The organism is Rhizobium sp. LjRoot98, assembly GCF_964252935.1.
Taxonomy (GTDB): Bacteria; Pseudomonadota; Alphaproteobacteria; order Rhizobiales; family Rhizobiaceae; genus Pararhizobium.
The window spans coordinates 924367-935555 of sequence record NZ_CAXUPW020000001.1; the positions used below are offsets into that span (position 1 = coordinate 924367).

The window sequence follows — 11189 nt, forward strand, 5'->3', positions numbered from 1 at the left end:
TTCAGTGGCCTGCGGCAGCCGCGCGCTTTTCGCTTTCCGGCATCTCGTCGTTGGCCACCTGACCATTCTTGTCGACGATCGGCACGGGCTTGCGCTGTTTTTCGTTCGCCGCATTGGCGACGCGGGCAACGTCTGCTTTCGACAGATATTCGAGCTGCTCGACCAGAACCTGGAAAATCACCTCTTCACGCAGCTGCTTGTTGAGCTGGTCCTTGACGATCGTCTTGAAGCTGGCGAGATCGAAATTGCTGGTATCCGCGACGTTGATCAGTTTCTGGCCGACCAGAATGTCGAACAACGCATTGGTCACCGATTGCTTGAACGGCACTTCCATGGTCTTGGCCTTGGCCTTGTCGACCGAGAACGAGAGTTTTGTCAGAAAGTAGCCCTGCACCGCGCCATCGGTGATGACCGGTACGGTGATCAACTCGCCCGGTATGTATTCCTGCAATGCGCGGCGCTCAGCCTCCGCATCCGATTCCACCGGTGCCGACGCATGCTGGATCGAAAAATAGACGGATCCGAGCGATACGGCGCAAATCCACACACCGGTGAAAACAAGCTTCAGCATCAGAAATCGCCGTAGCGGAACTGCTGTTCGGTGTAGATGCCATCCGCGTCGGCGTCCTGAACAGCCGCCTTCAGCAGGTCGACCACCGAACGGCAGGCTTCCATATGGGCGTTGACCTTCTGCGAATTGGTCATCAGCTTGGTCTTGATGTGCCGGGTCTGCGATACGAATGCCGGCGAAATTTCGTCCGGCGAAGCGTCGCGATGCAGCATTGTCAGTTCATAGAGGCACCGGCTCTTGCGGGCGTTCGACGTCTTCAGATCGAAGCTCGGATCGACGCCGATCCGGGTATTCTCATTGTCGAGGATCATTTCAAGCCGCCCCAGTACATTCTGGATACGTACGTCACTCGATGCTGCAACTTCCATCATTTGGCTCCCATTGGCGCTTTCGGCACGCAGGGCCCAAACCCTTGGCGTGATGAGTGCGCGAAACTTCTTTAAAATCAGCCCGGCCGATGACCGGCCCCGCCTCAGGCTTGATCGTTATTGTCCTGCGTGCCCGTGAAATTGGCGACCGCCTTGCGCTCGTATTCCTGAACCATGCTCAGCGCGACATTGCTGCTATTCCCATCGAGCGATGCATTGACCCGGTCGGGGCCTTCACCGACGATGCGGTCCGTGACCATGCGCTCGGCTATGCCGACACCATCGCCCTGCGCCATGACGTTACCGATCTGCTCGGCCATCATGCTCTTCCACATGTCGCCAGACGTACCCTTGCCGTAAACCTCTTCGCTTTCGGTGGGGAGCATCGACTTGACGAAGTTCTGCAGCACCATGGCTTCGAACTTGCGGTAGCTTTCCGGAATCTTCTTGGCCTCGGCGCGGTTGGTGACGTCGCCAAGACTGTTAGTCGGGCTGTCCTGGTTGAGGACCGCAACCGTGTTGGCAAACCCGTTCCCGTTCTCGGCGAGGCTGGTCGCCTGGAACGCCGCCCGATTGGCCTTCAGCCGCGCCTGCGCTTCCTGCACTTGAGCTGGATCCGCGGCGCGCACGACATCCAGCACCAGGTCGCTTGGAGGAGAAATGGCCATGCGGTATCCTCTCGGTTACGAAGCCTGCTGCAAGCGCCTCTGTCAAGGCCAGCGGTAACTCCATAAAATCAATATCTTAAAGAACGGATCGGCCGTAATATGCCACCATTCCTGCCGGTACTATGACCGGCCAACCTTACCGGAAGCTGGTGATCCGCTCATCACGTGCTGATCGACGAGGTCATAAATGGCGTCGTCGGCTTCGGTCCGGTCTTCCAGGACGCGAGCGTCCTTCATGTTTTCCTCAAGCCGGTCGCCCTTGGCCCGTTCTTTCAGAACCCTGGCCTCATGCCCTTGCTGGATATCCAGAAGCATCTGGTCCTTCATCGCAAGGCGGCCGAGCTGCGAGGCGTAGTGTCCGGAAAACATCGCGTGCAGCGGACTTGCCGATCCCATGGCATCGACGACCACGTCGATTGTATCGGCAAGATCGCGGCGCTTCCTTGCGGTTTCGGCAAGATCGTTTTCCGCCATCTGTTCCAGGTGCCGCTGGACGGCCACGAGGCGCTTGAGTTTTTCGGATCGGCTCTTCATCTGGCTAGATCCCTTGCATCATCGAACCGAAGCCATCGGCAAACAGTTTCAGCATCGCGGCGATACCAAGATAGAGCAGGAACATGCCGCCCATGATGAGATAGGGCAGCGAGATGAAGTAGAGCGGCATCTGCGGCGCAAGCTTGTTGACCATGCCGATCGCGACGTTGAACAGCAGGCCGTAGATGATGAAAGGGCTCGCCAGCCGCAGCATGATATAAAACGTGGTCTCCAGCGCATTGGTCAGCGTGATCAGCACGCCCTGCGGATCAAAGCCGACGCCGAGCGGCATCACCTTGTAGGAATCGACAAGGCTCGACAGGATGACATGGTGGAAATCCAGCATGAACAGAACCATGAGACCGGCAAAGCTGATCAGGTTGGTCAGCTGGTTTTCCGCCGTGTCTTCCAACACGTCGTTGGCCGGAGGAGCATTGAACCCCATCATCATCGTGATCACCGTGCCGGCAAACTGCAGACCAAGCACATAATAGCGTGCGATCAGTCCTATCACGCCGCCAACAACGGTTTCGGTCGCGACGATGTAGATATAGGTATGACCCTTGCCGGAAATCTGCGGATAGATCTCGTTCCACATGATCGGCAGGATCGCCATCGAGATTGCCACGGCCACGAAGAGCCGGATCTGCACCGAAACGCGGGCGGTGGAAAATCCGGGCATGACCATGATGCAGGCGCCGATCCGGCAGAATGCGGCGAAGAGCGCCAGCACTGTGCCTTCCGGATCGGTGATCATGAAATCGAGCCGATGATCTTTATCTCGAGGCCCTTGGCGAGCTCGACATGCGAGAGAACCGGCAATGTTGCAAAAAGACGCTCGATGATCATGCGGACATAAGAGCGGGATTCGGGCGAACTTACCAGTACGAACGGCATGCCGCGGTCAAGATGTTCACGGATAACCTTGGTCGCTTGCTCGCTGAACTCCTCCAGATGGCGCGGATCGATGTCGAATTCGACGATATCGCCCTTGGCGTCGCGCTTCAGCGCCTGATGGAAGACCATGTCCCATTTGCTGCCGAGACGCAGAACGCGCAGTGTGCCGTTGTCGGCGAGATCGCCGCAGAGTTGCTGCGACATACGCACCCGGACATGCTCGACGATCTGCTCGGTTTTCCTGACATGCGGCGCGAGTTCGGCGACCGCTTCGAGGATCAGATGCAGGTTGCGGATCGAGACGCGCTCGGCCAGAAGCAGCTTCAGCACGGCCTGCAGGCCCGAATAGGACATGTGCGAGGTGCAGATTTCGTCAGCGAGCTTGCGGTATTCCGGGTCCAGCCGCTCGATCAGGATCTTGACGTCCTTGTAGGACAGAAGCTGCGGCAGGTTGTTACGGATCACTTCGGAGAGATGCGTCAGTACCACCGACACGTTGTCGATCGGGTGGAAGCCTTCGCGCTTCAGATCCTCGGTAAAGGTTTCAAGGATCGACACGGCGGGCATGCCGAATGCGGGTTCGCGAATATCGTCGCCTGGAACGCTGGGCTTGCGGCCGCCGCCGGTAACGACGATGACCTCGCCGACGCGCACCGTGTTCGACGCGATCGTCGTGCCGTGGATACGGACGTGATAGGCCTTGTCCGGGATGCTGATATCGTCGGAAACCTTGATCTCCGGGACGATGAGCCCGTATTGGCCTGCGAACTTTCGGCGCATCTTGCCGACACGGAAAGCCAGTTCCTGATGAGCGCCGAGCAGGCGTGTGGAGACCTGCTTGCCGAGCAGCAATTCGATCTCGGCTGTCTTCAAGACCGACTTGACCGAGTCCTTTTCGCTGTCCGTCTTCAGCTGCGCCGTCTGCTGGTCCTGATCATGCTTGAGCTTGTTGGCCGCAGCCAGCTGACGGGGAATGACCCAGCTGAGGAAGGCCATACCGCCGCCGAGAACAGCGAACGGAATGAACGGGAGACCCGGCATCAGCGCCAGCATCAGGATCAGGCCTGATGCGACCATCAGCGCGCGCGGATAACCGGCAAGCTGATTGATGACGGCCTGATCGGTGGAACCGGAGGTGCCGCCACGCGATACGAGCAAGCCGGCAGCGAGCGATACGATCAAAGCCGGAATCTGGGAAACCAGGCCGTCGCCGACGGACAGCTTGACGAAGACGTCGGCAGCTTCGCCGATCGACATGTCGTGGCGCGCGTAACCGATGATGATGCCGCCAAAAACGTTGATGGCGGTGATGAGAAGGCCGGCGATCGCATCGCCGCGCACGAACTTGGACGCACCATCCATTGAACCGTAGAAGGAGCTTTCCTCCTCCAGTTCGCGCCGACGGCGTTGCGCTTCCTTCTCGTCGATCAGGCCGGCGGACAGATCGGCATCGATCGACATCTGCTTGCCGGGAATGGCATCGAGGGTAAACCGCGCGCCGACTTCGGCGATACGGGTGGCGCCCTTGGTGATGACGATGAAGTTCACCGTGATGAGGATCAGGAAGACGATCAGACCGATGACAAAATCGCCACCCATGACCAGTTCGGCAAAACCGGCGATGACACCGCCGGCCGCATCATGTCCTTGATGACCATGCGAAAGGATGACGCGCGTTGTCGCAATGTTGAGCGCCAGCCGAGTCATGGTGGAGATCAGCAGGATGACCGGAAAGGACGAGAAATCCAGCGGCTTCTGAATCCAGAGCGATACCATCAGGATGAGCACGGAGAATGCGATGGAGAAAGCCAGCCCGACGTCGATCAGAAATGGCGGTATCGGCAGGAAGAGGATCGACAGGATCGCTACGATGCCGAGCGCGAAGCCGACGTCGCGGCCTTTGGGCGCGACTTTCGGAATGATCAGAGCAGGAGGTTGTGCCATCGGAAATTCCGTCTCTTCATGAGAGGCGGACAGCATTCATACCTGCTGCCCATACTAAGCAGCAGGCCTAACGCACCAAACTTGCGCGAAGGTGGCATCGATGTCGAAAGGAAGGGGATGACACGCTTTTCTCAGCATCATCCGTTTCAATTTCGCCGGAAGGTCAGAACCCGGTTTGAATGCGGGAAAACACCACGTCGGTGAAAATCGAAATCTGCGCACCGACAAAAGAGGCGGAAAGCGCGATGGTGACAAGCACAGCAAGGATTTTAGGAACGAAGGTCAGGGTCATTTCCTGAACCTGGGTCAGCGCCTGAATGAAAGCGATGACGACGCCGACAATCATGGCGGCGAGAACGGCGGGCCCGGAAGCGACGACCACTGTCCAGATCGCCGCTTGCACGATATCGAGGGCATCCGCCTCATTCATTGGCTATCACTTTATGGTAACACCCGGGCCTACGACAAGTTCCTTGCCGGTATCGAGCACCGCGATGATTCCATCCGAGTATAGCTTTACTTCCTTGACGACACCAGTTGTCTTGCCATCGGCGCTGGTCACTGTCTTGCCGATCACGGCATTGGCCTCACTGAGCGACGTGCGCTGCAGCAGGCTTTCCAGATTGGTGTTCGTCTTGATCGTCTGTTCAACCTGCGAGAAGGTCGCCAGCTGGGCGATCTGCTGGGTCGAATCCATCGGCTGGGTGGGATCCTGGTTCTTCATCTGGGCCACGAGCAGCTTGAGGAAGCTGTCATAGTTCAGGCTGGCCTTGGCGGAATCGTTTCCGGATTCCGTTCCCGACGCGGTCGGCACATAACTGTTCGCCGAATTGACGCCACTTACCGCCATGGTGCGATCTCCTTGCGAATCTGCTCGATCGTTGCAGGGGTGATTTCCTGGTTGTTCAGGATCCGGTCTTCCAGGGCGTAGAGACCACGGATCGCCTTCAAAGCATCGAAGGCGCGGCCTTGCGTCACCATTCCGTCGATTTTCTTCAGCTCGGAAACGATCTCTTCGTTCTTGAAGCAATTCAAAAGCATGACGACCGACTTGCGGAACATGTTCGTCGACTGCTCGGCGCCTTCCGGATTGATCAGGATCATCTGTGCGATGAAATAGAGCTGCTTCAGCGGGGTCGTCGCATCTTCCGGCTGCAGGACATGGTTTTCAAGCAGGAACGTCACGTCGTTCAGGAATTCGACGGCAACCTTGCGGTCGACACGCAGCACGGCCCCGTTGACAAAAATCCGTTCGCCAGACTTCAGCGAAATACGCAGTGTGCTTTTCATTTGAGTCCATCCCTGATGATGGTTGTGATATCGATAATGCCCTGGAAGTTCGAGGATTCGCGCTTGCGGATCTTCTCTGTCTCACCGAGAATCCAGATGGCAATGGAAATAAGGTTGGCGCGCAGTTCGTCGTTCAGCTGATTGTCCGAAGCACGAAGATCCTCGATGAACCGAATCCAGACCCGCCTGGTATAGTAGATCGCCTCGATGGCCTCTCTTGAGTAGCCCTGCTGTCGCTTTGCGGCCGCGAGCAGCGTGATCGATCGGTCGAGCACTTGCCGTTCCCGATCCTTGGAGTCGGCAACGCCATCCTCCATGATCTCGGCATATGAAAACTGATACATTCAAACATCCTTCATGTTTGTCCTGGTCCTCACCGCATCAGAGGAAATTAATCAAACTCAACTGCTGAAGCCGCGCGGTCAGCGTGTAGGAGGTCTCAAGCTGGCTCTGCAAAGTCTTGAGCATGGTCGATGCTGCGAAGGTATCGATGCCCTCAAGATCAAGCTGATTGGCCTTGATGATCTTGGTTTGCGCCTCGATCGAGGTGTTGGCTTTCTTGACGCGCTCCTGCGACAGACCAAGATTGCTTTGCATGCTGATCAAACCGGTGACAGCTTCACCCATGAACTCGATAGCCTTGCCGGTGACCGCGCCACGAACGTCGTCGCTCAAGCCGACGCTGAGAAGTTCAGTCGAGATGAGGCTGGCCAGGGCGAACTTCCGTGCACCCTCGGCATTGAGGTTTGCGGAACTTTGAATGACTTCATTGGCGCTGATGCGGCTCGTCATGTTCTGGCTGGAAGCGTCCGACCAATCCGTCCACTTCGATCCGGCAACCGACGGATCCGCGTACATCGGCGCCAGCGAGTTGTCGATGAAGTCGGTCATCTGCGCCTTGGTGAACTGGTTCACTGAGTTCAGCGGCGGAACCTGAACCGGCTGTGCCGCGATAAAGGTCGACAATGCCGCATCGTAGGAAGCCTTGGCAGCGGAGGTGGGTGTGTATTCCGTGAAAGGCTGGACATCGGTGTTGATGCCCGAGAACAGGTATTCCCCATTCAAGGATGTGTTGGCAGCCGACGTGAACGTCGTCATCGCCGCAGCGTTCTGGTCCTGCGCGATTTTCAGAAGATCGGCAGTGCTGTTGTCTCGGAAGGCCATCAGCGACGACAGCGACTTCTGGGCCGCATCCTGCATCGTCTTCAAGGCTTCCTGAGAACCGGCAAGTCTTTGCGTGACGATGGAATTGGTGCTCTTCAACGTCGCCAACCGGTCAAGCTGCGATGAGATGTTGACGGATTTCGAGGTGGAGGCCCCAAGTGCCAGACCGTAATCGGCATGAACGCCGGTCGACACCTCGTCGTTCAGCTTCATCATTTCCACCTGACCTCTTTGGATGGTCAGGCGCATGGCGTTTTGAACAGCCAGATTGGAAACGAAAGACGTTTTCATGATTTTATCCTACAGCTTGCAGAAGGGACGTCATCATGGCGTCCACCGTACTGACCAATTTCGCCGATGCTTTGTAAGACTGCTCAAGGTCCAGCAATTGCGACAGTTCCTCGTCAAGGCTAACGCCTGTGACGTTGCTCAACGCATCTTGCGTGCGCGACAGCATGGCCATCTTGTTGTCGTTGGCAGTTGAGGCACCGCTCCTCAATTCTTCCAGCCAGCCGATCGAGGAAGCCGAAAAATCCAGGATGCTGCTTGAACCGTCGAGCCCCGTGGCCGGATCGAACTGCATGTCGGCGCTAAGCGATGTCACGAACCCGTCGAGAAGCGCTGTATAGCCGGAGTTTCCGGTGGTATTTGACTTGTAGGTAGGACCGTTGAAGCCACCGTCACGGACATATGTCGGGTTGCTTGTAGCCAGCGGATTGATTGTGAGCGACGCCGCCATACCGGGGACTGCCGTGCCAGCTGCCGGCACAGTGCCGCCTGCCCAGGTGAAAAGACCGGGCAGTGCTGTCGTGGCAGGCGTCGTGTTTTCCTGAAACAATGTGACCAGACCCCGTGCGATCTCGTCGAGCTGCGACTGAAATTTCGGCGCTGTCTCGTCGCGCAGCTGAAGCAGGCTGGCGAGCTTGCCTTCGCCAGACGTATCGGCCCCCTTGCCGGCCTTCAGCGCCACGCCATCGACGTAAATCGCGTTGCCGACTGTGGTTGCGCCGAAACCGGGGGTCGGCTGAAACGTCACAGTGCGCGCGGTGTTTTCAAACAGGACCGTACCATCGGACGTAAAGATGACCGTATCGTTGTTGGCGCGCGTGACCGTCGAAATACCAACGACCTCGGAAATCTGGCGAAGCAGCTTGTCGCGCTGGTCGAGCGCATCGCTTGCATCCGAACCACTGGCCGCCGCGCCCTGCACCGCACTGTTGGCTTTTTCGAATTCGGCCAGCAGCCCGTTCAACTTTTTGACAGACGCGTCGATTTCCTTGTCCGCATCATAGCGTACGTCCTGGACGGCGGAAGACGTCTTGTTCAGCGACTTGGCAAGATCCGCTGCGCTCGACACCGTCGTCGCCGCAATGGACGTATTACCGGGTGTCGCCGCAAAGGTTTGCAGGCTGTCACGGAAGGATTTGAGGTAGTTCGACGGCGAGGTTTCATAACCGTTGCCGCCGAGCGCCGCCTTCACCGCTTCCAGACCCGTCAGAAGCGCATCCTGGGCGGAAGCTTGCGAAATGCTGATGGAATGCTGTTTCATCAGCGCGTCGTTCTGGGCACGCTGAATGGATACGATCTGCGCGCCGTTGCCACTCGTGCCCAGCATTGCCATGCGGCGCGAATAATCCGCATTGCTGACATTCTGGATATTCTTCGAAACGAGCGCCGTTTGGGCGGCCGTGTTGTTGAATATCGTCTGTGCGGTGTTGATGGCTGATGACAGCGACATGACGCAGACCGTACCTTTTCAATTATCGCTTCAGGTTCACAAGAACGTCCAGCAGGTCGGCGCCCGTCTGGAAGACCTTCGAGTTTGCCGTGTAGCTGCGCTGGGATTCGATCATCGCCGTCAGTTCGTTGGCGATATCGACGTTGGAGCCTTCAAGGGCGCCCGACTGGATGCTGCCGAAATCGCCGGAGCCAGCAAAACCGGTGACGATGACGCCCGAATCGACCCCCTGCGAATAAACGTTGCCGGACTGCGGAACGAGGTTGTCCGGGCTCTGAACGGTGGCCAGCGCCACGCGGTAGCGCGGATCGAGCTTGCCGTTTTCGTACTTGACGTAAACGATACCTTCCTTGTCGATCTGGTAGCCAGCAACCTTGCTCGGGGCATTGCCATCGATGGAGCCACCATCGGGGTTAAACTTGTAGCCGAGCTGCGTCGTTTTGGTGAGATCGATCGCCAAGGGCGCTAGCGTCGCGCCGGTGCCAGCAAAAGGCCCCTGAGCCGAGGTTGTTAGGGTCGCCGGCGAAGTAGCCAAACTCCCGTCAGCATTGAAGCTGAGAGCCGAAGTGCCGATCGTGGTGCCTGATGTCCGGTCAACCACCTTAACGCTCCAAGCGTTGGCAGCTGTCTTGGTATAAGTAAAGTCGAGTAGGCGCGAGTTCCCCTGGCTGTCGAACACGCTAAGTGACGTCTTCGATTCGTCACCGATCGCATCGCCGGAATTCAAATTTGCGCCCATGGCGCCAGCTGTCGAGCCCTTGGCAACGAGACCATCAGAGGAGAGATTGACCTTCGTCAGGCCGTCAAAGCCGTTGACCACTACCGTCGGATCGACGCCCGCCTTGTATTCGTAGCCCATCAGCGTGTAGCCGGCGGAGTTTACCAGGTCGCCATCGCCGTTCTGCGTGAAAGCGCCGGCACGTGTGAGGGCATTGGCCCCATTGGCACCCGAAACGATGAAGAAACCACCGCCGTTGATGGCCATGTCTGTGCCTGATGTCGTGTAGCTGGTCGGGCCTTGCTCCGAAATGCTGTAACGCACCTTGGTTTCGACACCGCCGGAATTGTACGAACCGTTGCTCGTTGGCAGGATCAGCGAAGAGAACTCCGTCGAAGCGCGCTTGTAGCCGGTGGTGTTGGCGTTGGCGATGTTTTCAGCGACCGTCCCCAGGCGGTTTGCCTGAGCATTCATGCCGGAACCACCGGTTCGCATCATTCCGTAAAGACTCATGTCCGATCCTCGTTTTCGTCGTTATGGCGAGACTATGGGGTGGGCCTTGCGTGAACCTGTCTTGGGATGCCAGGTGCGCGGCTCCAAAACCCAATTGCAGGATCAGCTCCAGTCGATGCAGTAGCCAAGGAAACGCTTGGAATCGATCGGATCGAAACCCAGCCGCTTGCGCAGCTTCTTGCGCAGCTTGCTGATATGGCTTTCGACGACGTTTTCTTCGACATCCTCATCGAAAATGCCGTAAATCGCGTTGAATATCTGCGACTTGGAAACGCGACGCCCCCGGTTTGCGATCAGATATTCGAGAATACGGCGCTCGCGGCGCGGCAAGGCAAAAACCTCGCCCTGGACTTCCGGATCACGGCCGTCAGAAAAGACCCGGATCGGGCCGATGTCGGTGAAATTCACCAGAGCCTTCAGGCGGCGGCGGATTGCTGCTGCCCGCGCCAGGATCTCGCGCGGATGGACCGGCTTGCGCACCACATCATCGACGCCACAGTCGAAAAACGCCAGTGTCGTTTCCAATGAAGGACTATCGCTGATTGCAATGACCGGCGCCGTGGAACGATCCCGGATAGCGCGTGGAAGGCTCATCGCCCTTTCGCCCTGGCCAATCAGGAACGCCTCGACGGCGTCGATATCGCTATCGGCCGCCTTTGAAACCCAATCACCGAATTCGCTTGGATCGAACCCTTGGGAAGGCACGCCCTCCCGTCCAAACAGTGAAGTATATCCGTCTTTCACGAGCTCACGCTCATCAACCACTACGATCATTCGTCCGCCT

14 protein-coding genes are annotated in these 11189 nt (G+C 57.7%); all 14 read right to left on the reverse strand.

Going from position 1 to position 11189, the window contains the following annotated elements; all coding sequences use genetic code 11:
• Nucleotide 1: 1 nt before the first annotated feature.
• On the reverse strand, nucleotides 2-571 hold the full coding sequence (locus tag ACSQ3J_RS04500; protein WP_060504656.1) for a hypothetical protein: 570 nt from the start codon (nucleotides 569-571) through the stop codon (nucleotides 2-4).
• Nucleotides 571-939 (reverse strand): hypothetical protein, encoded by a 369-nt coding sequence (locus ACSQ3J_RS04505; RefSeq protein ID WP_060504655.1) that lies wholly within the window; start codon nucleotides 937-939, stop codon nucleotides 571-573. Before ACSQ3J_RS04505 ends, ACSQ3J_RS04500 begins: the two co-directional genes overlap by 1 nt.
• A 104-nt stretch (nucleotides 940-1043) precedes the next feature.
• Nucleotides 1044-1607: a rod-binding protein gene (locus tag ACSQ3J_RS04510; RefSeq protein WP_060504654.1), complete on the reverse strand. Its 564-nt coding sequence runs from the start codon at nucleotides 1605-1607 to the stop codon at nucleotides 1044-1046.
• Nucleotides 1608-1727: 120 nt separating this feature from the next.
• Nucleotides 1728-2141, reverse strand: a complete 414-nt coding sequence (locus ACSQ3J_RS04515; RefSeq protein WP_060504653.1) for a hypothetical protein — start codon at nucleotides 2139-2141, stop codon at nucleotides 1728-1730.
• Nucleotides 2142-2145: 4 nt separating this feature from the next.
• Complete coding sequence (fliR, locus tag ACSQ3J_RS04520; RefSeq protein WP_060504652.1) at nucleotides 2146-2898, reverse strand: flagellar biosynthetic protein FliR; 753 nt, start codon at nucleotides 2896-2898, stop codon at nucleotides 2146-2148.
• The gene (gene flhA / locus ACSQ3J_RS04525; RefSeq protein ID WP_060504873.1) at nucleotides 2895-4982 is read right to left on the reverse strand and encodes a flagellar biosynthesis protein FlhA; all 2088 of its coding nucleotides are present in this window, start codon (nucleotides 4980-4982) and stop codon (nucleotides 2895-2897) included. Before flhA ends, fliR begins: the two co-directional genes overlap by 4 nt.
• A gap of 163 nt (nucleotides 4983-5145) precedes the next feature.
• The gene (gene fliQ / locus ACSQ3J_RS04530) at nucleotides 5146-5412 is read right to left on the reverse strand and encodes a flagellar biosynthesis protein FliQ (protein WP_060504651.1); all 267 of its coding nucleotides are present in this window, start codon (nucleotides 5410-5412) and stop codon (nucleotides 5146-5148) included.
• A 6-nt stretch (nucleotides 5413-5418) separates the two neighbouring features.
• A complete protein-coding gene (flgD, locus tag ACSQ3J_RS04535) occupies nucleotides 5419-5832 on the reverse strand; it encodes a flagellar hook assembly protein FlgD (RefSeq protein WP_060504650.1) in 414 nt (137 codons plus the stop codon).
• Nucleotides 5823-6272, reverse strand: coding sequence for a flagellar biosynthesis repressor FlbT (gene flbT, locus ACSQ3J_RS04540; RefSeq protein ID WP_060504649.1), 450 nt, complete (start codon nucleotides 6270-6272; stop codon nucleotides 5823-5825). Before flbT ends, flgD begins: the two co-directional genes overlap by 10 nt.
• The gene (flaF, locus tag ACSQ3J_RS04545) at nucleotides 6269-6616 is read right to left on the reverse strand and encodes a flagellar biosynthesis regulator FlaF (RefSeq protein WP_060504648.1); all 348 of its coding nucleotides are present in this window, start codon (nucleotides 6614-6616) and stop codon (nucleotides 6269-6271) included. The genes flbT and flaF overlap by 4 nt, the downstream gene beginning before the upstream one ends.
• Before the next feature lie 37 nt (nucleotides 6617-6653).
• Nucleotides 6654-7727: a flagellar hook-associated family protein gene (locus ACSQ3J_RS04550; protein WP_060504647.1), complete on the reverse strand. Its 1074-nt coding sequence runs from the start codon at nucleotides 7725-7727 to the stop codon at nucleotides 6654-6656.
• A 4-nt stretch (nucleotides 7728-7731) separates the two neighbouring features.
• Nucleotides 7732-9174 carry a flagellar hook-associated protein FlgK gene (flgK, locus tag ACSQ3J_RS04555; RefSeq protein ID WP_060504646.1) on the reverse strand — a complete coding sequence of 481 codons (1443 nt, stop codon included), beginning with the start codon at nucleotides 9172-9174 and terminating at the stop codon, nucleotides 7732-7734.
• 22 nt (nucleotides 9175-9196) lie between these two features.
• A complete protein-coding gene (locus tag ACSQ3J_RS04560; protein WP_060504645.1) occupies nucleotides 9197-10405 on the reverse strand; it encodes a flagellar hook protein FlgE in 1209 nt (402 codons plus the stop codon).
• A gap of 102 nt (nucleotides 10406-10507) precedes the next feature.
• Nucleotides 10508-11179 carry a transcriptional activator Rem gene (rem, locus tag ACSQ3J_RS04565; RefSeq protein WP_436038727.1) on the reverse strand — a complete coding sequence of 224 codons (672 nt, stop codon included), beginning with the start codon at nucleotides 11177-11179 and terminating at the stop codon, nucleotides 10508-10510.
• Nucleotides 11180-11189 lie beyond the last annotated feature (10 nt).

What these genes read in the sequence shown, in the direction of transcription:
- ACSQ3J_RS04505 (WP_060504655.1), bottom strand. Translation starts at nt 939, where the DNA reads ATGGAAGTTGCAGCATCGAGTGACGTACGTATCCAGAATGTACTGGGG.
- fliR (WP_060504652.1), bottom strand. Translation starts at nt 2,898, where the DNA reads ATGATCACCGATCCGGAAGGCACAGTGCTGGCGCTCTTCGCCGCATTC.
- flgK (WP_060504646.1), bottom strand. Translation starts at nt 9,174, where the DNA reads ATGTCGCTGTCATCAGCCATCAACACCGCACAGACGATATTCAACAAC.
- fliQ (WP_060504651.1), bottom strand. Translation starts at nt 5,412, where the DNA reads ATGAATGAGGCGGATGCCCTCGATATCGTGCAAGCGGCGATCTGGACA.
- ACSQ3J_RS04510 (WP_060504654.1), bottom strand. Translation starts at nt 1,607, where the DNA reads ATGGCCATTTCTCCTCCAAGCGACCTGGTGCTGGATGTCGTGCGCGCC.
- ACSQ3J_RS04550 (WP_060504647.1), bottom strand. Translation starts at nt 7,727, where the DNA reads ATGAAAACGTCTTTCGTTTCCAATCTGGCTGTTCAAAACGCCATGCGC.
- ACSQ3J_RS04560 (WP_060504645.1), bottom strand. Translation starts at nt 10,405, where the DNA reads ATGAGTCTTTACGGAATGATGCGAACCGGTGGTTCCGGCATGAATGCT.
- ACSQ3J_RS04515 (WP_060504653.1), bottom strand. Translation starts at nt 2,141, where the DNA reads ATGAAGAGCCGATCCGAAAAACTCAAGCGCCTCGTGGCCGTCCAGCGG.
- ACSQ3J_RS04500 (WP_060504656.1), bottom strand. Translation starts at nt 571, where the DNA reads ATGCTGAAGCTTGTTTTCACCGGTGTGTGGATTTGCGCCGTATCGCTC.
- flaF (WP_060504648.1), bottom strand. Translation starts at nt 6,616, where the DNA reads ATGTATCAGTTTTCATATGCCGAGATCATGGAGGATGGCGTTGCCGAC.
- rem (WP_436038727.1), bottom strand. Translation starts at nt 11,179, where the DNA reads ATGATCGTAGTGGTTGATGAGCGTGAGCTCGTGAAAGACGGATATACT.
- flhA (WP_060504873.1), bottom strand. Translation starts at nt 4,982, where the DNA reads ATGGCACAACCTCCTGCTCTGATCATTCCGAAAGTCGCGCCCAAAGGC.
- flgD (WP_060504650.1), bottom strand. Translation starts at nt 5,832, where the DNA reads ATGGCGGTAAGTGGCGTCAATTCGGCGAACAGTTATGTGCCGACCGCG.
- flbT (WP_060504649.1), bottom strand. Translation starts at nt 6,272, where the DNA reads ATGAAAAGCACACTGCGTATTTCGCTGAAGTCTGGCGAACGGATTTTT.